This window comes from Gemmiger sp. An50, from assembly GCF_002161595.1.
Classification (GTDB): domain Bacteria; phylum Bacillota; class Clostridia; order Oscillospirales; family Ruminococcaceae; genus Allofournierella.
On sequence record NZ_NFID01000002.1, the window covers coordinates 208481 to 231548 of the forward strand.

25 protein-coding genes are annotated in these 23068 nt (G+C 55.0%); 2 read left to right on the plus strand and 23 right to left on the minus strand.

The genetic code is table 11. The features are described 5' to 3' along the window. The 5 genes from B5G03_RS03130 to B5G03_RS03150 form a co-directional block, all read right to left on the minus strand. On the minus strand, window positions 1–1854 hold the full coding sequence (locus B5G03_RS03130; RefSeq protein WP_087180316.1) for a VirD4-like conjugal transfer protein, CD1115 family: 1854 nt from the start codon (window positions 1852–1854) through the stop codon (window positions 1–3). Continuing rightward, complete coding sequence (locus B5G03_RS03135) at window positions 1841–2320, minus strand: PcfB family protein (protein WP_481808403.1); 480 nt, start codon at window positions 2318–2320, stop codon at window positions 1841–1843. The genes B5G03_RS03130 and B5G03_RS03135 overlap by 14 nt, the downstream gene beginning before the upstream one ends. A gap of 55 nt (window positions 2321–2375) precedes the next feature. After that, on the minus strand, window positions 2376–3080 hold the full coding sequence (locus tag B5G03_RS03140) for an antirestriction protein ArdA (RefSeq protein ID WP_087180318.1): 705 nt from the start codon (window positions 3078–3080) through the stop codon (window positions 2376–2378). Then, on the minus strand, window positions 3080–3421 hold the full coding sequence (locus B5G03_RS03145) for a DUF7768 domain-containing protein (protein ID WP_087180319.1): 342 nt from the start codon (window positions 3419–3421) through the stop codon (window positions 3080–3082). Before B5G03_RS03145 ends, B5G03_RS03140 begins: the two co-directional genes overlap by 1 nt. A gap of 295 nt (window positions 3422–3716) precedes the next feature. Further along, the gene (locus tag B5G03_RS03150; RefSeq protein ID WP_087180320.1) at window positions 3717–5177 is read right to left on the minus strand and encodes a ParB/RepB/Spo0J family partition protein; all 1461 of its coding nucleotides are present in this window, start codon (window positions 5175–5177) and stop codon (window positions 3717–3719) included. Window positions 5178–5398: 221 nt separating this feature from the next. Between B5G03_RS03150 and B5G03_RS03155 the strand changes: the two genes are divergently transcribed. Beyond that, on the plus strand, window positions 5399–5884 hold the full coding sequence (locus B5G03_RS03155; protein WP_242962271.1) for an ATP-binding cassette domain-containing protein: 486 nt from the start codon (window positions 5399–5401) through the stop codon (window positions 5882–5884). 252 nt (window positions 5885–6136) lie between these two features. On the opposite strand, the gene B5G03_RS17315 is transcribed toward B5G03_RS03155, so the two are convergent. The 18 genes from B5G03_RS17315 to B5G03_RS03255 all read right to left on the minus strand — a co-directional run bounded on the left by B5G03_RS17315 (window position 6137) and on the right by B5G03_RS03255 (window position 21810). Further along, window positions 6137–6298: a hypothetical protein gene (locus tag B5G03_RS17315; RefSeq protein ID WP_162613317.1), complete on the minus strand. Its 162-nt coding sequence runs from the start codon at window positions 6296–6298 to the stop codon at window positions 6137–6139. 20 nt (window positions 6299–6318) lie between these two features. Then, window positions 6319–7047 (minus strand): DUF3849 domain-containing protein, encoded by a 729-nt coding sequence (locus B5G03_RS03165; RefSeq protein ID WP_087180322.1) that lies wholly within the window; start codon window positions 7045–7047, stop codon window positions 6319–6321. Then, window positions 7040–7540: a hypothetical protein gene (locus B5G03_RS03170; RefSeq protein ID WP_087180323.1), complete on the minus strand. Its 501-nt coding sequence runs from the start codon at window positions 7538–7540 to the stop codon at window positions 7040–7042. Before B5G03_RS03170 ends, B5G03_RS03165 begins: the two co-directional genes overlap by 8 nt. Continuing rightward, a complete protein-coding gene (locus B5G03_RS03175; RefSeq protein WP_242962272.1) occupies window positions 7537–8526 on the minus strand; it encodes a DNA adenine methylase in 990 nt (329 codons plus the stop codon). Before B5G03_RS03175 ends, B5G03_RS03170 begins: the two co-directional genes overlap by 4 nt. After that, the gene (locus B5G03_RS03180; protein WP_087180324.1) at window positions 8523–8861 is read right to left on the minus strand and encodes a hypothetical protein; all 339 of its coding nucleotides are present in this window, start codon (window positions 8859–8861) and stop codon (window positions 8523–8525) included. Before B5G03_RS03180 ends, B5G03_RS03175 begins: the two co-directional genes overlap by 4 nt. 140 nt (window positions 8862–9001) lie before the next feature. After that, window positions 9002–9988, minus strand: a complete 987-nt coding sequence (locus tag B5G03_RS03185) for a hypothetical protein (RefSeq protein WP_242962273.1) — start codon at window positions 9986–9988, stop codon at window positions 9002–9004. A gap of 50 nt (window positions 9989–10038) precedes the next feature. Continuing rightward, on the minus strand, window positions 10039–11217 hold the full coding sequence (locus B5G03_RS03190) for an antirestriction protein ArdA (protein ID WP_087180326.1): 1179 nt from the start codon (window positions 11215–11217) through the stop codon (window positions 10039–10041). Further along, the gene (locus tag B5G03_RS03195) at window positions 11210–12196 is read right to left on the minus strand and encodes a DUF4314 domain-containing protein (protein ID WP_087180327.1); all 987 of its coding nucleotides are present in this window, start codon (window positions 12194–12196) and stop codon (window positions 11210–11212) included. The genes B5G03_RS03190 and B5G03_RS03195 overlap by 8 nt, the downstream gene beginning before the upstream one ends. Next, the gene (locus B5G03_RS03200; RefSeq protein WP_087180420.1) at window positions 12197–12904 is read right to left on the minus strand and encodes a hypothetical protein; all 708 of its coding nucleotides are present in this window, start codon (window positions 12902–12904) and stop codon (window positions 12197–12199) included. It abuts the gene before it with no gap. 442 nt (window positions 12905–13346) lie between these two features. Then, the gene (locus tag B5G03_RS03205; RefSeq protein ID WP_242962274.1) at window positions 13347–13928 is read right to left on the minus strand and encodes a hypothetical protein; all 582 of its coding nucleotides are present in this window, start codon (window positions 13926–13928) and stop codon (window positions 13347–13349) included. 155 nt (window positions 13929–14083) lie between these two features. Continuing rightward, window positions 14084–15205, minus strand: coding sequence for a DUF6329 domain-containing protein (locus tag B5G03_RS03210; RefSeq protein ID WP_087180329.1), 1122 nt, complete (start codon window positions 15203–15205; stop codon window positions 14084–14086). Continuing rightward, the gene (locus B5G03_RS03215) at window positions 15202–16401 is read right to left on the minus strand and encodes an antirestriction protein ArdA (RefSeq protein WP_087180330.1); all 1200 of its coding nucleotides are present in this window, start codon (window positions 16399–16401) and stop codon (window positions 15202–15204) included. Before B5G03_RS03215 ends, B5G03_RS03210 begins: the two co-directional genes overlap by 4 nt. A gap of 14 nt (window positions 16402–16415) precedes the next feature. Next, the gene (locus B5G03_RS03220) at window positions 16416–17096 is read right to left on the minus strand and encodes a hypothetical protein (RefSeq protein WP_087180331.1); all 681 of its coding nucleotides are present in this window, start codon (window positions 17094–17096) and stop codon (window positions 16416–16418) included. After that, window positions 17093–17536 (minus strand): hypothetical protein, encoded by a 444-nt coding sequence (locus tag B5G03_RS03225; protein WP_087180332.1) that lies wholly within the window; start codon window positions 17534–17536, stop codon window positions 17093–17095. The genes B5G03_RS03220 and B5G03_RS03225 overlap by 4 nt, the downstream gene beginning before the upstream one ends. A 76-nt stretch (window positions 17537–17612) precedes the next feature. Continuing rightward, window positions 17613–18287, minus strand: a complete 675-nt coding sequence (locus tag B5G03_RS03230) for a hypothetical protein (protein WP_206423598.1) — start codon at window positions 18285–18287, stop codon at window positions 17613–17615. A gap of 338 nt (window positions 18288–18625) precedes the next feature. Further along, on the minus strand, window positions 18626–20110 hold the full coding sequence (locus tag B5G03_RS03235; RefSeq protein WP_087180333.1) for a recombinase family protein: 1485 nt from the start codon (window positions 20108–20110) through the stop codon (window positions 18626–18628). Next, a complete protein-coding gene (locus B5G03_RS03240; protein WP_087180334.1) occupies window positions 20107–20463 on the minus strand; it encodes a helix-turn-helix domain-containing protein in 357 nt (118 codons plus the stop codon). Before B5G03_RS03240 ends, B5G03_RS03235 begins: the two co-directional genes overlap by 4 nt. Window positions 20464–21270: 807 nt before the next feature. Further along, complete coding sequence (locus B5G03_RS03255; RefSeq protein WP_087180335.1) at window positions 21271–21810, minus strand: hypothetical protein; 540 nt, start codon at window positions 21808–21810, stop codon at window positions 21271–21273. A gap of 271 nt (window positions 21811–22081) precedes the next feature. On the opposite strand from B5G03_RS03255, the gene B5G03_RS03260 reads away from it, so the two are divergent. Next, window positions 22082–22930, plus strand: coding sequence for an RNA polymerase sigma factor (locus B5G03_RS03260; RefSeq protein ID WP_087180336.1), 849 nt, complete (start codon window positions 22082–22084; stop codon window positions 22928–22930). Window positions 22931–23068 lie beyond the last annotated feature (138 nt).

Consider the following 23068-nt stretch of genomic DNA (forward strand, 5'->3'; position numbering starts at 1 on the left):
TTATGCAAAGGCGTCTGGATCGTCGATGTCGTCATAGTTGAGGATGTCCTCGTCCTCTTCCGTGAGCGCATCGTCCGGCACAGCCACCTCATACATCTCACACGCCTCGTTAAGTCCGGGCCGCCTGCGGCGGTTGATGAGCTTGTCGAGGTCAAAAGCGTTTTTCTGTTTGTCGGCCTCAGCCGTGTATTTATAATTCGGGTGCTTTTTCAGATCATACTTCGGGGAGTAGAACGGGGGCAGGCCCCTAAGCTGTAAAATGCACTTATCCCCGGGCATGGTAGCCAGCTCGCTGGGTGTCATCAGCTCCCGGCCCACCCGCTGGTTATTTTGACTGTAGCTTTCCGACTGCCCACGGGAGCGGCTGTCGGTCTGCATGGAGATGGTGGCTTTCCCCAGCCAGTTTTCCGATATTTCCTTGATGGTGCTGGCCTCACGGCCTCCCAGGAATACCACGCTGTCCATATTTCCGAGAATTGTCTCCGCGTGTTTATCGTAAATGGCCTTGCACTGCGCCAACTGCTGATAAAAGAGCGTCAGCGATACCTCGCGGGAACGGATTACCGCGCAGATTTTTTCGAGCTGGGGCACCTGTCCCGTGTTGGCCGCCTCGTCCCACAGCACCCGTACATGGTGGGGCAGGCGGCCTCCGAAAACATTGTCGGCCCGTTCACACAGAAGATTGAACATCTGCGAAAAGGCCAGCGCCACAAGAAAGTTATAGGTCTGCGTGGTGTCCGAAATGATAAAGAACACCGCCGTTTTCCGATCCCCGATGCGGTCAAGCTCCATCTCGTCATAGGACATAATCTCTCTAAGCTGGGGGATGTCAAAGGGCGCGAGGCGGGCCCCGCAGGAAATCAAGATCGATTTTGCGGTTTTGCCGCTACTTAACTTATATTTGCGGTACTGCTTGACCGCAAAACAGTCCGGCTTGCGCTTTTCCAGCCCTTTGAACATATAGTCCACGGCGTTTAAGTAGTTTTCATCGTCCTCCTTTACTTCCATGCCGGAAATCATATCTACCAGCGTATTCATGTTACGATCCTCGGCGGGGCCCTCGAAAATGATATAGGCAATCAAAGCGCAGTACAAAAGCGTTTCCGCCTTCGTCCAAAACGGATCGCCCTCCTTGCCCTCGCCTTTGGTATTGGAAATCAGCGCATCCACAAATTTAAGGATGTCGGCCTCATTCTTGATATAGGCCAGCGGATTATAGTGCATGGATTTTGTGAAATCAATGGAATTGAACACCTTGATCCGATACCCGCGCCGCTGTAAGAAAGAGCCCACCTGGGAGAGCACCCCGCCTTTCGGATCGACGCACACATAGCTGCATCCGCCGTTTTTATCTGCGCTGGCCTGCAAAATCTGCGGCGTGAGCCAAAAGCGGGTTTTGCCCGAGCCGGACGAGCCGATCACGCAGGCGTTGAGATTGCGGGCGTTGGCCGGGTTTTTCGGTCGGGTGTTCATGGTAAGGAACTCCGTCCCGGTCAGAATGATGTTGTTTTCAAACTTCGGATCGACAAAGGGCTTGATGTCTTTTTCGGTGCCCCAGCGGGCCGATCCGTATTCTTCATCCCGTCTAAATTTCTTTGCGTTCTTGCTTTTGAAGTAGATCAGCAGGCGGAAGCCCACAGCGCCCACAATGCCGATGAGCCAGTCAAAGGGAGCAAGCCCCGGCGCAAAGTCGGCAAAGGCCGGGCCGATGGTCTGCCCCAGCCCCATGAGCTTATGGGCGAAATCCGCGCCAGCGGCCAGACGGTAAGCCGTCCCCAGCTTTAAGCAAGCCCACAGCACAAACAGATAGGGGATGTTGGGGAGTACATATTTTTTGATGCTATCTGTCCTCACGAACCGCCTCCTTTACCCGTTCCCGCTTGCGGGGCTTTTCCTTCGCAAGCTGATCCGCCGCCTGTTTAAGCTGTTCCCGGATGGGGATGCGGCGGGATTTGGATTTACTCAGCACCTTCCGCGAGTATTCAGAAAAGCAGGCGGTGATCGCATCCGCCTGCCCAGCTTTGAAAAACAACAGGTATTTGTCCGGCCCGGTTTTATAAAAGGCATAGTCCACATTCCACTTCCGGGCCACCCGGTCAAATGCCTTCGTGTCCCCGGAAAGCTCAATGCTGTTTGTAGCCGCGCCGTGTCCCATGAGCTTTTTCACGCTCTGCCTGCCGTGGGGCGTCTGGTGTTCCCAGTAAGCCTTGCGGATCTTGCGTCCCACAGCCCCCAGCACATAGGCAAGGCCCCGCGCCGTTAGCTTGCTTGCCCGGACAGAAATTGCTATGGTACGCCGGGAAACATCTTCATCAATCAGTTATACCGCCTCCTTTCCTGCGGCCGCCTCGGGACAAAGTGTCTCGAAGTGCCGTCTATCGTTCCTCACGCTCCTTATGGGAAAGTTTCCGATAGCCTTCCAAAGAGGAACCGTCAATAATCTCTTTGAAGGCCGCCATCTGTTCCCGGATAGAAAGTTTCGGGTAGGAGAAAACCCTGTGCTCGGCGGGAATGTCCTTTGTATCGTGGTAAAATTCTTTGAAGTTCCCACTGATCTGGACAATATAGCCGCCGGGGGCAAAGTGGCCGCCCTCGTTGATGGAAACATCCCGCCCGTATGCCTCATAGTCAAAGTAATCTTTCAGATCTTCCGGGATCGGCAAGTCCTCCGCAAAGTAGCGGCCTAAATCCTCCTCATTTTCAATGTCGGGATAAAACTCGTAACAATCCAGATTTTGCGTGAGGTTGATGAGGTCAGCTACGCTGGAAGTGTGCCCGCCGCTGTCGATCACAGCCTCGAATTTCTCCAAATCGCTCTGATCCAGTTCGGAAAGTAGGCAGGCCAGATGGTTGAGCTCGTCAAGATTTTCGTATTCCGTCAGATAGTCATAGAGCCCCAGCACATCACCGTCAAAGCTGGTAATGAAAAACTCCTCATACCGCACACCATCCACACCGATGCGCTTTAGGAGCGCCTGCACCTCCTCCGTGGTAGTGGGGAATTTCAGCGTTTCTCCTACAAGCTCGCCCTCGTTATATTTCCCCAGGTTCGTGATGTAGGCTTCGAAAAGGGCCGCCATCAGCGGCGGCCCTGTCCCTTGACGGTAAGGATGCCCTCAAGGGTGGTAGCAGTAATCCCCAGCCGCTGGGCAACGGCGATGTCGTTTTTCATGGCCTCTGTCATGATATGGCCGCAGACCACCAGTACATGGGAGCGGCGGAGCAGGTCGCGGCTCATGTCAATGCCGCTTTTGTGTTCCTCCGGCACTGCATCATTGAGGAACAAGGGCAGATACAGGGTAGGACAGATGGGCGAAAAGCCCGCCTCATACACCGCCCGGCAGTAGCGGGCCGCCTGTTCTGCGTTTTCACTGTCACCGCCAAGCCATCCGGCGGTAATATAAGCAAGTGGCCGTTTCATTGTCAAAACCTCCGTTCTTTGAAGAAAGATACTTCAGCCCAATCCCCCCGCCCTTTCCCAGTCATGGGAAAGGGGGCGGCTCTGGAGGATATATGCCCCCGCCGCGCCGCTGGAAGTAGCACAGCCGGGGCAGACCGTCAAGGGCAGGCCGCCGCAAGCGGCGGTGCGTTGCACCCTTGACGGCCCACTCCCGGCTGTGCAGGAATATAGGCGGCGACGGGGGATATATCACCACAGAGCCCTCTGCAGGAGGGGCGGGGCCCCTCGGGACAATTTGTCTCGAAGTGTGGTCGGGTTACTTGTCTTTTTCCATCTTTTTCGGAGCCTTTGCCAGCTCGGGCGGCTGTTTCTCCTTCCACTCGTCCAGCAAAGTCATGATCTGCTCCTTCATTTTGGCGGGAGTGGCCTCCTTGCCAAAATATTTCTCCAGTTCGGCCATCGAAATAATCACGCCGCGATCCTCCTTTTTCTTTTCGCTTAATATGCCGTCAATCACATCGCCGTTGAGCTTGCCTTCCTTATCCAGCTCCCGGAGCTGTTTTGCCTGGGCCAGAGAGGGGGACGCCTGTTCCCCGTCAATGGAAACGGCAATCAGCCTTTGATTTTTCGGCTTGATATAGGAAAGCTCCACCGCAGGCATGAAGCCCATCTTTTTATCGTCCACCTTATCCATGAGCTCCGGGACAAGGTGGTTAAGGCGCAGATACCGCATGACCTTTTTATAGTTCATGCCATGCGCCTCGCCCACGATTTCAACCGAGCGTTTCCCCACATCGCCCTCGGCCACATTTTTCAGCCGGGAGCCCTGGTGCTTGATGTCCTCTACCTCCAGATCCAAAAGGGCGGCCAGTTCGCTGGGGAGCGTCTGATCCCTCTGTTTGTTGCTGTCCTTCATGGCCTCCACCGCCTCGTGGTCGGTCATATCCCGGACAATAAAGGGCATTTCCTCCAGCCCAGCCAGCTCGCTGCCACGGCAGCGGCGATGGCCTGCCACAATCTCATAGCCGTTTCCGTCCTTTTCCGGGCGGGCAAGGCCGGGCACCATAACGCCGTTGAGCTTGATGGATGCCACGGTTTCCTGCATTTTGGCATCGTCCCGCACCTTGAACGGATGGGGGCGGAATGTATGGAACGGATGGAGTTCGGAAAGTTTCAGATAGACCAGCTTTCCCTCCTCCACAGGGCGGGGCGGCACAGTCGGCTCCGTCACACCCTGCTCCGGGGGAGCGGCCTCCTTTGCGGGCTTATCCTTTCCGGCATCCGGGGGAGCAGGAGCTTCGGGAGCTTTCCCGCCACTTCGGGACAAATTGTCTCGTTGTGACGGCTGGGCCTTGTCGGGGGCCGCCTTGTCAACCTTAGACGGACGGCCCTTGCGGGGCCCGGCCTTTTTGGGCTCTTTTTCAGCCTCCGGCCCGGGGCGCTCTGTCTTATCAGACTTAGGGGGACGGCCACGGCGCGGCTTTTCAGCTTTCTCGCTTTCAGCGGCAGGACGCTCCGGCGCAGAAGCCCCGGACTCCTGTTCACGGGATGCCTCTGCCTTTTCCACCTCGGCCCTGGCCGCCTGCCGCTTTTCTGCCATGAGCGCGTCAATCTGCTCTGCAGAGATTACCACATCACCGGGCTCGGCAGGCCCGGCCTGTTCCAGCGGGTGCCCGGGAACAGCGGCCTCCCCGTGAGCCGGATCAGCCATAGCGGGCGCGGGGGCCTCTTTGGTTTTCTGCGCTTCGGGGCCTGTGTTCAGTTTTTCATCTGCCATTCACTAACCTCCTTTTCGTGAAAGTTGCACAATTTTGCAGCTTAAATTTCTGTAATTATTTTTCTGCCTCCTTCCGGTCTATCCACGCAAAAAAGCCGCCCAAGATAGCACCTGGACGGCTTTCTGCGTAATGTGATAGATCAAATATTATTTTTTTCGGATTGTAGGCTCCGAAAAGCCTTGTATTTACAGCGTTCCTAATAAGAAACAATCATATGCTTATGAACGCCAGTATCCGACGCAATATATCGCTTGCAAAACCGGATGCAACAATGGATGATGTGCGCAGGGCGGCAAAAGTGGCCCAAATCGATGACTATATTATGTCTCTGCCAAAGGGATATGATAGTGTATTGGGAACGGATTGTTTGCTTTCGGGAGGCGAAAGTCAAAGGATCAGTATTGCACGTGCGATTTTAGCAGATGCACCGATCTTAATCATGGACGAAGCTACGGCCTTTGCTGATCCGGATTCTGAATTGGAAATTCAAAAAGCTCTCAGCACATTGATTCAAAACCGAACAGTTTTGGTCATTGCACACCGCCTAAATGCTATTTTAGGTGCAGATCAAATCGCGGTGATGGAGAACGGGAACATCGTTGCAGTTGGAACGCACCAAGAACTGCTGCATCATCCGCACTATCAGGCTCTACTGAGACAAGGCGGTTTCCCTGATGATAAGGAGGGAGAGGAAAATCATGAATAAGTCAAAGCGGCTTTTGCCAAGGTTTCATCGGTATATGGTTAATGATGATAGAAAAATGCACCAAAAGGGAACCGGCCTTTGTATTCTCTCAGGAATTTTGATCGGGTTGGCACTTGGCATAATGATGCCGGCTGCCATGGCTTTGCAAACGATGAATCCGCAGTGGGGTCTGTCTTTTAGGGACTGGGTAATTGTACTTGCAAGTGTGGCTCTTCTCGCTTCTGTTTTTTCTTTTTGGGGGACAAAGCTCAGTTATGCTGCCGGCTTAGGCTTTATGAAGAATGTGCAAAAAATCGTTGGCAATAAGGTAGCACGCTTACCATTGGTCTTGAAATCTCCGTCCACCAGACGGTCGATCCGCGCCTCCACCTGGGGCGTGGTGGCTTCCTGCTGTTTCTTTTTGGTCGCTGCCATGGTTATCAAGCTCCTTTCACTCACATGGATGGGGTTGTCATGCCGGCAGATTCGGCAGGATCTTCCCGCCGGATCTGTTCCAGGCTTTCTCTTGCCCAGTCGGGCAGATGTTCTTCCTTGAGAATGCCGATGAAATCGCTCCGGTTCCACCGGGTTCGCTCCCCGTCACCGAGGCAGGTGGCGTATACCGCTCTGCCCGCGGCGTTGGGGGCGCAGCCGAAGCCGCCGGTCGCCAGCCAGAGCTGATTCTCCGGCGCCCAATAGGACTCCTTCAGCGTGAACGGACTCATGACCAGCACCTTGCCCTCCAGCTCCTGCCCGGTCATATCGTCGCAGTGGGAGCGCACAAACATCCCAAGCGCATCCTGAGAGTCGCGAAACTCATTTACGAAGATGTCCAGAACACCGGCGTGACTTTCCACCATAAACTCATAGTTTCGGTCGCTGTGGGGGATAAAGGTCGCGGCGGCCCACTCCTTGTTCCGGCGGCTGAAGCGCCCATCCTCCGGTTTCAGCTGAATGGTGGCGGCCAGCACCCATCCCACACGCTTGAAGCCAAAGTCCTCGATGACGCCCCTGGCGCAGTCGTGATTCAGGTGCATCCCATCAAAGCCCCTGCGGATGGCCTCCTCGATGGCCTGCTTACAGGCGATGTTCTCCAAGTGGCTTGCCCGCCAGAGAGCCACCTCGTTTTGCCGTTTGGCCTCGGAGAGGGAACTGAGGTAGAGGTAGGCGTGATCCTTAGTCATCGTCCTCGTCCTCATCCAGCTCCATGACTGCCTTGACCAGCTTCTCGAAACCGGCCCTGTCGATACCGAGCTGTTCCAGGCTCTTGTCCAGCTCGGCCGCCCACTTGGTCTTGCGGTCGTCGGATACCACCAGAACAGCGCCGTCCACGCTGACCACACGAAGGTTGTCGTGCAGGATGCCGGCATCCGCAAAGGCCTCTGCGGGAATGGGCAGCATATCCTCGCCGCAGCCAGAGCAGCCATCGCACGGGTCCGCATCGTCCTTCTGATCCTCCCATCCGGCCAGCATATCCTCCCACAGGCTGTGGGCCAGCCGCATCAGCGCCATCATAGCGGCGGCTTTCTCCACCGGCTCCATCTCCTGCTTGAGCAGGACCATGGCGTTTTCCAGGGTGTGCATCTCCAGCGTTTCCTCCTGCTCGAGGCCGCTCAGGGTGAGGGCCGCCGGCTGGATGACGGCCTTGCCGTCGTTGGTGTACTTGATAAAGGTCATCTTCTTTCCTCCGTTTTATGAGATTTTGTTTCCGGTTCGTGGATCAGCGTGTAGCGCCCGTCATCCTCATCTGCGGCAGACAGGTTGAAAATGCTGAGCTGCCAATGCCTTGCGGAGTTGTAGAGACGGGGATCGTAGTTGGTGATGACGATCTCCTCGTATTCGCTTCCGGCTTTCTGGGACATACTGTTGGGGCGTGTGGTGTAGAAGATGTAAAACTCCTTGTACAGATCTACGATGAAGGGACAGTAGTTGTAGGAAACCATCACATACCCATGGCACTCCAGAAGCGCATCGTGGAGGCGCTGGTGGCCTTCCTTGGGAAAGCCCACCGCATAGCAGTCCTCTGCATCGTAGTAAGGCGGGTCACAGTAGAAGAATGCGTCTTCCCGGTCATATTGGCGGATGAGGTCGACGCAGTCCTTGTTCTCCACCACAACATCGGCCAGCCTGCGGGAACACTCCCAGACCAGATGGAAAAAGCGGCGGATGTCGCAGGATTTTCCAGCGAAGGATTTTGCGCCGCCGCTGAAGCTGTACCGGATGAGCTTGAAATAGTCTGAGGCTCGCCGCACATCTCCGCGAGGCGCCCGTTCCAGCATCATCCTTCGGATGGTTTTGGCATCCGGCGGTTCCAGATATCGCTGGGTCAGCTCCATCTCCTCGTCCAGATAGTCATCGGTGAATTCCTCACGGGAGAAGAACTTATACAGCACATTGAAGTCATCACGGGTGTTCAGCGGCAGGAAGCCAAGTTCCAACAGGAGCGCCATGGTTCTGTTTTTGACACAGCAGAACAGATTGGTCAGGTCGCCGTTGAAATCGTTATAAACCTCCATGCATCCCTGCTGGATCGGGCGGCTCAATGTCACTGTCCCGCTGCCGCCGAACACATCGATAAACCGGGAATAGCGCGAGGGGGACAGCTTATGGATCAGCCAGAGCAGCTTGCTTTTGCCTCCCACCCAGGGGATGAAGCTTTTCAAGCAGTATCACCTCCCTCCAGGGGGAGGGATATCTGGCCGCTGTCGGTAAATTGCTCCAACGCTTTGGTGAGGCCACGCTCGGCATGGGCGATCTTCTTGATCCTGCTTCGGAGCTGCCGGATCGTCCTCTGCAGTTCCTCCTCGGTGTCGGCGTAATAATAGCCGGAATCAGAGCTGCAAATGGGGATGCCATCCCCGCGCAGGCAGTTGATCGTGCGGCGAAGGTCAGGTCCGCGAATCTGAAAAGCGGCCTCCAGCTCACGGCTGGGGACGACTCTCAGCTCTCCGCGGTGATACTCCTTCAGGTGCTTGGCGATAGGGTTGTCCGTCGTCATGAAGACTCCTTTCCGGGACAGTTACCCGGAAAGAGCGCAAAAAAGCAGGGGCCGTCAGTCCCTTTCGGGTAACGGCCCCTGTGGTGTTATGAAGTTTGTTGTGCTGCTCTGTTCACCTCCATCCAGCGTGGGAAGATATTCTACATCTGCATGGTCTGACCGGTATCCGGCTGGCTATACTCAAAGTTGAGTTCCGTGCCATTCCAGGATACAAACCCATGTTCTGCGGCGGACAGGCCCATGCGCTTCATTTTATAACAGGCATATTCTTCAGCGTCAAAGCAGGCGGCGAGCAGTTCGTCTTTGGGATAGATGCCATCCCGCATTGCCAACTCTTTTCCGTAATCGGCAAGATCCATATCACGGGGCATGAAGTGATAGCAGCGGAGATTTTGGGCTAAATCCAGGGCGTAATCCAGGCGGTGGCAATCCTCCAGCTCCATAACCGCCATAAATTTATCCAACCATCTGGGTTCTCCTTGTCCCTGCTCGCTCCAGATGTAACCAAAGTCGATGGCATGGCGGATGAGCTGGGCGGCGGAGTCATACTGGGAGGGGATGTCTTCCAGTTGGGGCAGACAACAGTCCACCTCCATGGCGATGCACTCGGTCAGGGACTCCGCTTCCAGCTCATCCAGCGCCAGAAGCAGCTCGTCCGGATGGGCGGCGTCTATGTACTCGTCAGTGTCCGGGAAGCCCACCCACACGCCGTCCATGTTGGTTCGGCTGGCCAGCTTGACCCGGATCGCAAAATCGCCTTTGTCGGGATTCATCGAAGGGTCACTGTCCAGAAACGGATCGATTAAAGAGGTGACCTTGATAAAGTGCCCGTCGCAGAAAGTGTTTCCGCCCTTTTGGCGGTAAGCCGCTCCCACTTTCCCCGGGTCAAGAAACTCCCGCGCTTGATCAGAGGGGCGCTGGATCTGTTCCATGATGAATTTGCCCAGCTGAACATCATCCCCGGCCCCATAGAACAGATCATAGTGATCCAATTGACTTGCAATCAGCATCACATCGCAGGTCATCCTCGGCTGCTCGATCTGCATTGCTCCGCGGAACAGAAGGCTTTCTTTTACCGTCATGTTCTCGAATCGCCGTTCCAGCCAGTCGTGTTGGGATTTGGTCATTTCAAAACCGTCCAGAAGATCCAGGAGTTGCCTGGTTTGCCGACTCGCCATCACATCATCTCCATTCCGGCATTTTCTGCCTGTGTTTCTTCATTGCGGATCGGCTCGCCATCACTGCGCTGAACCAGCCCGTAGGGGGTCAGCAGAGCGTTGTGTGCTGCCATGACATCCTGACCGTAGTTGTAGAGGACGACGTGCTTCTGCAGAATGGGCCGGGAATGCTCGTCCACAATGAAGCGAAGCTCCTCTATGGCCACCTCCTCGGGGTTTCGCTGATCAGGCTCGAGCAGGTAGTCATCCAGATTTTCCGCAATCTGGACAGCGGCAGCGATATCGTGACAATCCGCCGCAAGGATAACTGCCTTGAATTTGGAAAGTTCTCCTTGTTTGCTCAGCTCCTTGAAGCATTTGGCCAACTCGTTCAGTCCATGGATATCGTCGCAGGCCATGTTTTCCAGAAGCGCAGGCATCACACTGTCCTCCACCTGGAAGACCATTTCCGACCAGGAGGCGCCTCCGCAAGCCTCCAGCACGGCATCCAGCCGTTCCTGCGTGGCTGGCAGATCCAGGCACATCATGTTATCCGACTGCTCATTGGAGTGGAAGGGATACCTGCCGACCGTCAGGCGGATGCCGTATTCCGGCGCTTCGGGAATCAAGGCCAGGCTGTCATATACCTGCTTCAGCTCAGTGTGCTGCGTGACATACCCGCCGCTTGCGAAAACGCCGCCCTCCTCAAACCTGGCTTTTCTTCCGAGCATCTCAAAGTCAAGATACTCGAAGATGGAATCCGGAACTTTTTCCAGGGCAGGGATGAAATCGTTCTCCGCATAGAACCTGCCGAGCTGTTCGTCCGTCGTGGCGTTGACCACATGACAGCAGTCTGCGCTGTAGGCCAGGTCGATCATGGTGGCAACGCTGATGGGACCGTATTTTTTGGCCACCTCCATGTTGAACAGCCCTTCGAAGGCCGTTCTCTCTCTGCCGTTCATCTGTCCCAGGCAGGTTGCCAGCGCATTGAGCTGATACAGATCGCATTCATGGGTCAGATGGACATGGAGGAACTGAAAACCATGGTGTTCAAGGAATTCCCACCTCGGCTTGTCGCCCAATGTCATTTGGAGCTTGTCCAGTGCGTCCGAAAGGCCATAGTAGGTAGCCGGAAGCTCCAGATCGCACCACCGATCCGTTTTTCCGCCGAACAGCTCCACACGGAACACTTCATTCAAGGGTCATCCCTCCCATTTGGGGCCTGTAGTCCTCCTCATATTTGGCGGGATCGGCACCGGGGACATCCCAGCCACACATACTGCCCACTTCCATAGCTTGGCGCTGGATGGGGCTGACTCCCAGTTTTTCATTCATCTTATCCGCCAGCTCCACATTTTGCTCCTTGTCACCGGTGTCCCAATCGGAGGGGTAGTAGCCGGACTCGCCCCGGCGGATACAGATGAGGTCACCGGTGGACTTGAGAGTGGAGAAGCATATCTCCGGCAGCCCCTCCGCCACTCTGGGCGCGAAGCGTTCTGCCTCGGTCTGGATATCCCAATCATCCTCCACGCTCCACAGATGGACATACAGCTCATCGTCGCCGGCGCAGATCTCCCGCTGTTCGAAGCCCTCGCCCCAGCCATCCGACGCCTGTCCGGAGATATACTCTTTCAGGGTGGTCAGTTCCTCCGGGGTGAGGGTGCCAACCACGCGGCACTCGGCAACACCCCAAAGCTGGCCGTTCCGATCCTCGACGGTGAACACGACAGATTTGACCTTCTGGTTGACGCTGTCATCCTCGCCATACCAGTGCATGATGCCGCTCTCGGATTCCTCCGGCATCCGGTTGTTGATCAGGGCTCTGAGGATCTCACCCTCATAGCACCGCAGCATTCTTCCGTCCAGCAGCGTGCAGTCATCCTCCATCTCTCCATACTCGTTGCGGGTGTAGAGATCGGCGGTCAGTGGCATATACAGCTTCAGCGTGGTGGGCTCAGGCGGGAGAACAGAGAAGCTGTCCTCTCCGATGGTCAGCGCCAGGGTTCTGCCATTGTCCCACTTCATGTGGAACTGCCCGGCATCGTCGATGTGGTCCAGAATCCCCGTGCTGCCCGGCTCCAGCGGGGCATAGGGGTCTTTCATCTCTCTGAGCTTGATCCTTGAGCCTGCGGGAAACTGTTCCCGCAGGAAGCTCAGCCATTCTTTGGGTACTGACATTTACATTCCTCCCATCTTCATATCTCGGTTGGAGCCGTTTTCATAGTCCGCCAGGGACTGCGGATTCTCCTCGCCATACAGGTCGAAAAGGATATCGTCCACCTGCTTGCGAACAACCGGGTCATCCGTCAGCGTCTCATAGCGGAAGCCCGTGACCGAATGCTGAGGCAGTTCCTCCTGGATGCACCGGAGATATTCCTGCGCGTCGGTGTAGTCCATCCGGCTGCCATCGGCGAAGGTCACTCGTCCTACTGGTTTGCCTTGTGCCATCTGCTGTTGGCGCAGATCGTAGCAGTAGAGGTAGCCCTGATAATCCCCAGGAGAGGGAGTGCAGCGGAGGCAGTAGCGATAATGCTCAGTTTCCACGATATAGCCAAAGCACCGGCCATCCTCCGTGATTCCGCCGCCGTTCCGATAGCAGTAGCTTCTCATCGAAGCCAGATCCTTGAGCGGCCCATCTGCCCGAAGCGCATCCACGACTTCCTGAAGTTCACCCTTGAATTCCTTGGTGTTGAACTGGTCATCGTTGTGGGGCCACCATGTGTGGTAGAATCCTTTTCCGGAAGATCCAAAGTCCATCCGGACATGGCCAACCGTGCCCAGCGCCGCATCCTCGGTCTCCTTCATCTGGGAATAGAAAAGGCCCGCCTCCTCATGGGAAGCGGGCCTGATGTGAATCGGTGTATTTACTTTTACATTCTGCTTCATGGTATTTGCCTCCGTATCCGTACAGAGATGGTAAATTTGCCAGTCAGGATGTCCCATCCTACCCAGAGTTACTCGCTGGAATGCGATGGAGATGTCATCATCGTTGTAAGATCCATGATGGAAATCCGATGTGTTGATAACATCTTCCTTAATATCTGCGGCAAATCTTTCATCAAGGCTGGAGAAATATGTCCCAAAAGTCTTGTGAAGATATTCGTTGATGTCACTCTCCAACTGTTCCGATAAAGAAATGGCCATTTGCTTCACCTCCTCATGCGGAACAATACCACAGCTCAGCGGAAATAGCTATGACCAAAAGGCGTCCTGCCGGAGAAGTGGAGATAGCCGGCGACAGCAGCAGCTCCCAGTGCTGCCAGAGATGCTACTGTGATCATGATTTTCTTCTTCATTTACATTCCTCCCAATCATCGGATCATGTCGTTCAGGTCATTTGCATATCAAATCCCGGCTCCGGTGACTCCATGATCTGTTCCAGGTGCCGCGGGTCTACGATGACCTCGCTTTCATTCCTGCCTGTGAACAGGGCCAGGATGTGTTCCTTCCGAATCTGCGCCTCATACACCGTTCCCTCCTCACCGAAGCGGTGGGCGAACCAGTCTGCCGTTTTCCGATCCAGTGTCCAGGACAGCGCCCTGATATTTTTGGCGTTGTAGGGGGTAACGCCCCGATAGACCGTCACCGTATCCTCCAGCGCCTGGTGTGCGGCGCGCTCCTCCTCGTCCATCAGGAACTCCGGAGGGACGGATCGGAACAAGGCCACCAGTTCTCGTTTGCTCACATTGCAGTCCTGATTGGGGCATTCCTCCTGGGTCCAGGCGGTGGATAAGAGCTGTCCCAGATCCTTCTCTGAGAGAGCGGAGGCGGCAAATTTGATAAAAGTCAGATAATAGGGCGGGTTGAGCAGTACGAAGATCTGATGGACATTTTCGGCGCTGTCGATCTGCTCTCCAACCTTTCTGCGCCACCTTGTGCAGTCATCCGAATTGTTGATCAGGTCGACCATGGAGAGGCTCCCATCCTCATTCCGAAGCGCGGAGATCCCGGAGTTTGTGAAGGGGTGGCTGACGATCACCGGGGAGAGGGCCGTTTCCTGGATCTGCACATCGAGGAGGGTGTGCGCCACCAGCTTTACGCGGAGCAGATCGGTTTCACGGGGCGTCAGGAAAGGCCTCCCATCTCCATCGCCTGGGTTTCCTCAGCGAAGGGGCTGTTGCATCGGCGGATCAGGCCAAACTCGGTTCGCCGGACTCCTTCCTCCGCCATAGTGTCTTCACCCAGCTTCTCAAAATCCATATATCCGTCGATGGTATCGATCAGCTCGTCATCAGCACCGATGCGCCGAAGGACTGCTTGCCCGTATTCGTAAGTGTCCTCCGGAATGCGCTCATAGTCGTCCAGATTCATGGCACAGCGGAGAGCCTCCTGCATAGTCCCCGGCTGCTCCACAGAAAGAACCGACAGATATTTCAGCAGTTCACCATCTTCACACTGCATCCCCTCAATGGCCCAAGCCAATTCGTTTGCATCTTCCACGCAGACCCCTGTAGTGGGAATGTGCTCGTCCATATAGGGAACGGAAAACGACACCTTGGTTACGGCTGCCTCTGCAAAACAATCGATTCCCAGTGTTCTTTTTACTCGCTCCAATTCTTCCTTCGTTGCCGGAAGGCAGATACTCACTTGCGCTTGGGAAGAGGAGAGGTCAAGCTGGATCTTCGATTTTTTCTCTCTGACAAGCTCATCATCCTGCTTGCGGAGCACATAGCCTGCATAGGTATAGGCACCGCCATGCTCGGCATAGTATTCTGCGCCGATTTTTGCGAAGTCCAGATAGGGCCAGGCTGCTTCGGGGAATCTGGGGTCACCTTGAATCTGACCGGCAACAGCGACATATCGGCCAAGCGTCACATCCGAGTTTACATTAGGGATGAGAATGTAGTCCGACACCTGTACCGCCACACGAATCATATCGTTCAGATCATTGATGCTGTTGCCATCCAAGGCGCCGGCATAGATGTTCCGTTCGCGGGAGTCCATTTTGGCAATGATGCTCGAAAGCTGATTCAGCTGTGCAAGCTGCGTTCTGGAATCAGGATCGAGTCCGCCGAGGTACGACGGCAGATTGGCGATCACGCTTTTGATCTCGACGATCTCTGTTTTTCCTGCTCTGCTGGCCTCATCAAGCTGGCTGGCCGCTTCTGTCATGGCGTCATGAGATGCGGGCAAATTGAGTGGGACAATGACAGGACTCCCACTTCGTTTCATGAAAAGTTGGATCATGTCATTCCTCCCATTTGAACCCCCTGTTCCCGCTGGCACTGATCTACCGGATCTTCTGCCATCAGTTCCTCCAGATCTACTGTGCCAACATAGGCGATGTAGCCTCGGTCGGTAAACACGCCCGACTGATAGTCCATGTGCTGCAGGCCATACCGCTCGTAGTCATAAAACTCGTCCAGATTGGGGTCATACTCAAAATGGCCGGATCTCTGAATCATGTATTTCCCATATTCTTCGGGGGTATGAGCGCCGGGGGCGAATTCAAACAGATCCATGTTTTCCGCCAAACGACGGATCTGGCTGGCGTTTTCCGGCTTGGCCATGCTTACTGCCGCCCCCAACTTCTTGCGGTCATGAATCGAAAACTTCTCCACAGCCAGCGCCAGCTCATTGAGTTCGTGGATGTTATTGCACTGGAAGTCCAGTGCTACATCCACTTCCTCTGGGAATGAACTGTCAGCTATAAAGAGGCGCATATCCTTTGGGTCAGCAATGCCGGAACGCTGCATGGCGCGCTCAATTTGTCCTTTTGATGCAGGGAGATAGATCCAGGTCACATTCCTGCTGTTCTCCGGCTCCCACCGGGAGGATATCCCGACAGCAGTCATATCGGCCTCATAGTGGTAGCAGGGCAGGTGCTTCCCATCATAGAGCTGTGAAAGCTGCATACCGTTGTCATAGACCACGCCATAGCGGGTGACGGTTCCCTCATTGTCCTCAATCAGCAGAATGGCGGTTTCCACTCCGTCCAGCTGTTCCAGTTCTTCCATGCTGGCACATCCGCCGTGGATGTTCATGTAGTGATCATGGCCAACCTCTTTCAAATTTGTGAAGTCCGTGATCACCGTCGCCTGCTGGCAGCAGAAGGTCAGGTTGATGAGATCCTTCATGCGAGTGAGATTCAGCTTTTCAGCCATCGCCTGAAATTGCGAAAACTCGCCCACAGTAAAGCTGTCCAGCCGCTTTGCCAGATAGTCCAACTCATCAAGGTTGACCTTGGTGCATACCAGCCGATTCAGCACAGGCCAGGCACTGTCGAGCGAGTCCAAGCGGCAGTCGGCTTCAGAGGCATCGCCGATCTCCAGTGCCTCCAACAGCGAAACGCAGTGGTCGTACTGATTTCTGGGAATGGGAAGAGGGATCGTCGCAACACCGTATTCCGGGTGGTCGGCGTTGCTCAGAACTGCTTCCATCATCACATTGCATCACCTTACTTTCCTTCAAAATTCAAAATCGCATCTCCGTACTTGGCCAGAAGCAGAGCGCAGACAATCAGGTGGAACGCCTCATCTGTGACCAATTGGGGGGATGCGAGATCGGCAAGAGTGATATTGCGGCTACCGGTGGAGATGGCTTTGGCCGCTTGATAAACACTGTACAGCTCCGGTTGGATGCCGGCGAGCTGGACAGATTGGAAGTCAAACCCACTGGCATCAAACTTCCAGATCATCCTGCGCCAGATATCCCCATACGCCGTGAGGAGAAACAGCGCGGCCAGATCACGGTCTGACATTCGATAGCAACGCGCACGCCAGTGCTGCCAACGCTCCCGATGACTATCGCTCAGGAAAAATCCAATGGAGCAACCATTGAAACTCCTCTCTAAGCGGGCCTGAAGCTGCACTCCCGCTTCAGGGAAGAAGCAATCCCTGACAAACTCGTTGAGGTCAATCGCACCGGCCACGATCCGTTCATCCAGACAGACGCACTGCTCCAAAGGGCAGGGATGCTTTCGCCTGAAGTTCATGCAGTATGGGCATTCCATGTCATCTCTGCTATATTTGAAACTGGGATAGTATCGGCCATGGCCCCTGGGCTTGAAATAGGGCGGGGTCATCATCTGCTGTTCCATCTGGCACAGCGGTGTATCCCGCATGAAGTAGCGTGTCATAAGGTCATACTCATCCCTTCCTGCTTGATTTCGCAACCGTCTTCTCTGATTTCCTCATCCTCCTCCATATCGCTTTTCTGGCCGGGAATAAGGCATTCGCCCGGATAAAGCTCCATTTCGTACAGCACGCTGCCATCACCGCTTCTGCGGTCAAGGACTTTGATGGTCGTGCCCTCAAATAAATAGTTGGATGCCTTTTCGAAATCAGAGCGGAATCCCTTCCCGTAATTACAGGTCGAATACTGATGAGACGGCTGATCCTTGACCACGGAATAGTAAGCGTTGGTCTGAACCTCAGTCACCACCCGCACAAGCCCGACCAGGGCAGGGTGCTTGCTATGGCTGGTTGCCACCAACTCTGTCCCGGGGCGGATACAGCGTTTCAACTCAGCCAGATTTTTGATGCGCAGCGGCGCTTTTTGTTCGTTCTTTTGATCCAATCTTTAATCCTCCTGTCTGGTTTGAGGCAATAAAAAAGCGCCGGAGTCTTATTTCTAAAACTCCGGCGCCTGAATATTACATGATCGGTTTCTGACTGTAGGGTTCCATGGGGTGCTGCTCCTGCTCCCTTATGCGATTCAGAGCATCGGGAGCTGCAATGGCAATCTGCTCCTGAACGCCCCGGATGCACTTTTCCTGCTCAGCAGTCAAGTCAAAACCAGCGTCCAAGGTGTCGGAGCAGCAGTGGTAGATTTCGATAAGCTGTTCCTGATTGAAGATTTGCTGTTTGGAAATGAGGCCGGCGCGGATGGCGAAGTCCTGCTTGGCACCTGCATAGTTTTCCTGAAAGTAATTGCCCTGGTTGAGACCTGTACGGTCGAAGCTCCAGTCCCATGTGACGAATTGGACGCCAAGCCGGGTGGGATGGGCAGCCAGCACGGCTCCGTTGAAGTCAGCCAGCAGGCGGTAGTCACCGGTCAAGCTTTGAGCTTGCAGGGGCGGAGCCTGTTCCAGCAGCGTCATGTACTCCCGCACGGTGCAGGCCAGATCGGTGGCTCGCTCACAGGCTCGTTCCCGTTCTGGTGTCGCTACATCCTCCTGCCAGTAGCGAACGCCTCCGTCCGCTGTGATCCGGCAAAGGGGGAGACCATCCCACTCCACAGGAAGCAATTCATCCTGTTCCGGCTGCGGAGTGAATCCCTCACGGTGAAGAGCGGTGCGAAGCTCCTGAAAAAACTGTTCTTGATTCATTTACTACCTCCTGATATTTAGTGCCCTTTTTGAAATTGCCTGAAAACGAAAAAGGGCGCCAACCTATTGGTCCATCACGACCAACAAATTGACGCCCCAAACTTTGTGTATTCTATTGGCAGAAAAATAGCGCCCTTTTTGAAGCATCAATTTTCAAAAAGGGCGCTACATGGTTTCTGGTGTTGCCAACCTTCGAGAAGAGGGGGTTCGAATCCCACCAGTTAGGGGGAAACAGCGGTTGGCATCTATGGAATCATCCGTAAATTTTCGAGCTGAAAAAGCCCGGAAACGGTTGATGCCACTGGCTTTTCTCCAGTGGCATCTATACCGTTTTGATTTTATGGTGCAGTTGAGCAATCCAAATCCGAACCTGTTTTTTCCTTATCCAGCGCCGCTTTCAGGTCATCAAAAGAGATGGTGTCCGTCCCGTCCTTGTAGTTGAAGGTTATCACCATCTTGTCATCATACAGGAAAATGGCGTTGACAAAGGTATCAATCAACATCTTCCTGTGGGACTTCTGCCGCACATCCAGCTTGCGGAAACGGTGGAGCCAAAAGGTCATAAACTCGGCGCTGACTTTGGGCTTCGCCAGCTTCTCACAGGCAATCTTGGTTTCCAGTTCCTCTTTCGTGGCTTCCAGTTCTTCCAGCCGCCCTTTCGTGGACTTGGTCAAGATACCCTGCTGGATGGCGTTCAGCAGGTTTTGAATGGCTGTATCCGCCTCCCGCAGCTGCTGTTCATAGAGGGGCAGGTTGACATTCTCCCTTTCCTGCAAATCCATCAGCATGGACACAATGGCTTCAATGGCGGTATCGTCCATCACCATCTTCATGGTTTCGCTGACCACCAAATCTTCAATCCATTCTTTCCTGACGGACTTCTTGTGGCACTCGGTGCGCTTCTTCTTCACCGACACGCACTTGTAGTAGTGGTGGACATTCCCCGTGTGGCTGGTGCCGCTCTCGCCGCAGAGATAGGCCCCGCAATAGCCGCAGAACAGCTTGGTCGTTAGTAAGTAATCGTCCTCGGCCTTGTGGCGGGCCGGGGCTTTCTTGTTCTTCGCCAGCTTCTCCTGCACCCGGTCAAAGAGGTCTTGGGGGACGATGGCGGGAATACCGTCCGGCACTACAATGTCCCGGTAGGTGTATTCCCCAATATAGCGGCGGTTGTTCAGAAGGTGCTGGACGCTGTTATAGGTCATTTTCTGGCCTCGTGTGTTCTTTACGCCCTGCTCATTGAGCCAGTCCCGGATTTGGGTCATGGTGGCCCCCTCGTCATACCGCTGGAACGCCTCCCGGACAAAAGGGGCGGTGAGCGGGTCAAGCTGGAAACACTGGTCACTGTCGATCTGATAGCCGATGGGCAGGGTGCCGCCGTTGTACTTGGATTTCAAGGCGTTCTCCGTCATGCCCCGGACAACCTTTTCGGACAGGTCGGCGGAGTAGTATTCAGCGTAGCCCTCCAGCACGCTTTCCAGAATGATACCCTCGGCCCCGTCTGAAATGACCTCGGTGGCAGACACCACCTTGACCCCGTTCTTTTTCAAAGCGGCCTTGTAGCGGGCGCTGTCGTAGCGGTTGCGGGCAAACCTGTCCAGCTTCCAAACGATAATCATATCGAACAGGCGCTTGCCGCTGTCCTTAATCATGTTCTGAAATTCCGGGCGGTTGTCGGTCTTGGCGGAAAAGGCCCGGTCAATGTAGTGGCGCAGGATGGTAATACCGTTCTTCTCGGCAAAGGCGGTACACTCCCGGATTTGTCCTTCTATGCTTTCTTCCCGCTGGTTATCGGAGGAATAGCGGGCGTAAATCACAGCTTTCATTTCTTCCCCTCCCGCAGCATGGTCAACAGGGTTTCTTTCAAGCGGCTGTTCATGGGGGACTTGGGGTCAAAGCACATCTCCACAAACTTTTCCAGCTCCGGGTCGCTGTCGGCAAACTTGGGCTTGCACCCGTACAGCTTGCCCCGTGGGTCATCGGTACGGCCCAGAATATAGTCCAGCGACACATCAAAATAATCCGCATAGCGCACAAGGGTTTCATAGCTGGGGGAAGTCTGGTCTTGCTCATAGCGGTTTAGGCTGGACTGCTTCGCCCCTACGATTTCACCCATTTTCACCTGTGACAGCTTCGCACTCTCCCGCAGGCTCCGTATTCGTTCCGCAACTATTTTCAAAAAATCGCCCCCTATCTGTTACTATGATTATACCACAATACGACATAACACGCAACAGCAAAACGCCATAATTAAAACGCAAATTTTGCACTTCAACAGTCCACGTAAAACTCCCGTCCCGGCCCGCAGGCCGAACAAAGAAGCGGCGCAGATCAGCCCGTGGGGTTGGGCTGGTCTGCGCCGCTTCTTTGCGTTTTGGAGGGGTGGGGACACGGGCGCAGGATTGCGGACTGTGGCCACACTCCGACAAAACCGGGGGTTTCCAAAGGGGGGCAACGGCACCCCCTTGGCACACGACCTTGCTTGCAAGGTGTAGTGTGTTATACCTGCTGGCGTGGCTGACGGGGGAAGCGGGGGGGCGGTGCTGTTTGCGCCCCGCTTGCACCGGCAGGGAAACGGGCGGGGTTTTTGTGACCGGGAGGGAACAAAAAGCCCGTTCGTTTTCAGAGAGCGGCGGCAGGTATATAAGCCCCCGTCCCCCGTCTTTCGTCCCCCGCTGGTGGGACAAAGTGTCCCGAAGTAGCGGAGCGCCGGGCGTCCGTCAAGGCTGAAACAAGCGGGCTTGCGCCCGGCCTTGACCGCCGCCCGTCCCTCCGCTTGCAGGTGGGCAAGGGCGGACAAGCCCCTTGTCGGCGCTTGTCCGCCGCCTCTTTCAGCTTGGGGCCGTTCCCTCCCAAAATCCAAAAGGGGCTTGCCCGCCTTGATTACCCTAAAGCAAGACCGGGCGGGGCGGTCAATGGCGGCGCACTTGTGCGCCGTTCATCTTGACCATTGACGGCCCCGGCTGGGATTGCTGCCCCGCCGCTGTCAGTCCTCCCACTCGCCCTTGTGGGCCTCCCACCATGCCGGGAACGCCGGGTCTTTCGGGGAGAGGGTGGACTTCAATCGTTCAACTCCTAAAGAAGTAGCGTCAGTTTTTGCATTAAATGGTGAGATCAGGACAGTTTCCATCGTACAGCCTAAGTATAACAATTCCAGCATATGGGCTCTATTGTCTGTCCACTTTCTTCCCTGATACTGGTAGACAGCATTCTCCATACGCATATATTCGTTTTTCTCATGGGCGTTTTTCAACTGTCCAAAAAGATATTCAATATTCTTCTTGTTGCCCAGTAGTTTGTCTTTATCAAAGTAGAACACGATTTCATCTTCCGGTTTATATCCCATCGTTCTGGAGAATAAAATGCTGCGGGATACTTGTTCTTTCGGTGTATGGTCCGTCGCCAAGCACCGATTGAAGATGGCCTGGACATTGCCCTCGTTGAGTTCTGCAACGCAAGACGGATATTTCTTTACAGCGTCAAGCAAAGCGTCTAATTCCAAATCATCATCGTCAAACAGTCCCACGATACAAGCCCCCTTGTCGCGCCAGAACGGCGCAGAATTTTAGTCAAGTTCATTATACCGGCTGCCGCCCCAAAAGACAAGGGCAGGGGTGGGATTTGCCGCCCATCCCTGTCAAAAAGTTTTCCCCTGTCCAGCGGGCTGGGGCAAGGCCCCGCCCCGCCGGACAAACTTTCTCCAAAATTCTTTTTGAGATTGTGGAACAAAAGGTATATACTTATGCCGTAAATAAATATAGAGATAGAATAATCTGCTCGGAAAGGAGGTTTCTTTCGTGTCCACTATCTACCGTTTCCCCTATGACAGCCCCGTCCGCTACCTGCCGCTGGTCTACCTGCTCCCCTGTGACTTGATTTCCCGGTTTCCCACCCTCCGCCGCCTGCCCCGGAGCATGGGGGCGCTGAACGCCTCCCCGGAATGGGGCGAGGTCATTTTGAGCCAGCAGTTTCTCAACGAGGTCATGGACGCCGTGGCCTCGCTGGTGTTCCCCCACTTCGGCTTCGGCGGCTGGAAGGAGCATTACACGGGCTATTCCCCGGTGTGGCGCTTGTCCTACGCCCTGCCCCTGTGGGCCAAGGGGGTGGAGCAGGTGGGAAAATGGGGTGCGCAAACGCTGTTCAGTCTGCCCGCTGACTATATCATCCCGTTTCCAGACCCGGAGAAGGTCAGGGGGCTGATGAAGCTGGTGGTGGAGCAGACCATCCAGGAACAGGGCTGGGGGCCAATGCTGGAGGTCATACGGGAAATGCCCTGCGACGAGGACTTCGAGAAGTGGGACACCAATGTCCGCAAGGACTTCCTCCGCAAGTGGTATCACACCCGCTCCAAGCGGGTGCAGACCGTTTCGCTGGAGGAATGTATGGAGGACGAGGACAACAAGATCCATTCCCTCCCCGCCCCGGAGGGGGACTTCACGGGGCAGGTGGAGGGGGAGGACTTCTGCCAGCGGTTCAAGGAAACCTTGTCCCAAAAGGACATGGCGATTTTGGAACTGCGGGTGGAGGGGTACACATTCGGGGAGATAGCGGACAAGCTGGGGTATAAGACCCACAGCGCCGTGGTCAAGCGCATGGAGGCCATCAAAAAGCGGTTTATCCAGTACGAGAACGAAACAGGGCGGTAAAGCCACGCAAGCCGGGAAACGGCAGGCGTGGCTTTTCTGTACCCTAAATGCGAACAGGCCAGCGTTACCATTTAGGGGTTGAAAACGCCCTGTTTTCAAGGCTTTCCGGCCTCGGAACAGAGGGGGCCTGTATCCTAT

Excerpts from the sequence above, each read along its gene's own strand:
- B5G03_RS03140 (WP_087180318.1), bottom strand. The coding sequence starts at position 3,080 with ATGGCGGCCCTTTTCGAAGCCTACATCACGAACCTGGGGAAATATAAC.
- B5G03_RS03145 (WP_087180319.1), bottom strand. The coding sequence starts at position 3,421 with ATGAAACGGCCACTTGCTTATATTACCGCCGGATGGCTTGGCGGTGAC.
- B5G03_RS03150 (WP_087180320.1), bottom strand. The coding sequence starts at position 5,177 with ATGGCAGATGAAAAACTGAACACAGGCCCCGAAGCGCAGAAAACCAAA.
- B5G03_RS03155 (WP_242962271.1), top strand. The coding sequence starts at position 5,399 with ATGAACGCCAGTATCCGACGCAATATATCGCTTGCAAAACCGGATGCA.
- B5G03_RS17315 (WP_162613317.1), bottom strand. The coding sequence starts at position 6,298 with ATGGCAGCGACCAAAAAGAAACAGCAGGAAGCCACCACGCCCCAGGTG.
- B5G03_RS03165 (WP_087180322.1), bottom strand. The coding sequence starts at position 7,047 with ATGACTAAGGATCACGCCTACCTCTACCTCAGTTCCCTCTCCGAGGCC.
- B5G03_RS03170 (WP_087180323.1), bottom strand. The coding sequence starts at position 7,540 with ATGACCTTTATCAAGTACACCAACGACGGCAAGGCCGTCATCCAGCCG.
- B5G03_RS03180 (WP_087180324.1), bottom strand. The coding sequence starts at position 8,861 with ATGACGACGGACAACCCTATCGCCAAGCACCTGAAGGAGTATCACCGC.
- B5G03_RS03185 (WP_242962273.1), bottom strand. The coding sequence starts at position 9,988 with ATGACCAAATCCCAACACGACTGGCTGGAACGGCGATTCGAGAACATG.
- B5G03_RS03195 (WP_087180327.1), bottom strand. The coding sequence starts at position 12,196 with ATGTCAGTACCCAAAGAATGGCTGAGCTTCCTGCGGGAACAGTTTCCC.
- B5G03_RS03200 (WP_087180420.1), bottom strand. The coding sequence starts at position 12,904 with ATGAAGCAGAATGTAAAAGTAAATACACCGATTCACATCAGGCCCGCT.
- B5G03_RS03205 (WP_242962274.1), bottom strand. The coding sequence starts at position 13,928 with ATGGTCGACCTGATCAACAATTCGGATGACTGCACAAGGTGGCGCAGA.
- B5G03_RS03210 (WP_087180329.1), bottom strand. The coding sequence starts at position 15,205 with ATGATCCAACTTTTCATGAAACGAAGTGGGAGTCCTGTCATTGTCCCA.
- B5G03_RS03215 (WP_087180330.1), bottom strand. The coding sequence starts at position 16,401 with ATGATGGAAGCAGTTCTGAGCAACGCCGACCACCCGGAATACGGTGTT.
- B5G03_RS03220 (WP_087180331.1), bottom strand. The coding sequence starts at position 17,096 with ATGACACGCTACTTCATGCGGGATACACCGCTGTGCCAGATGGAACAG.
- B5G03_RS03230 (WP_206423598.1), bottom strand. The coding sequence starts at position 18,287 with ATGAATCAAGAACAGTTTTTTCAGGAGCTTCGCACCGCTCTTCACCGT.
- B5G03_RS03235 (WP_087180333.1), bottom strand. The coding sequence starts at position 20,110 with ATGAAAGCTGTGATTTACGCCCGCTATTCCTCCGATAACCAGCGGGAA.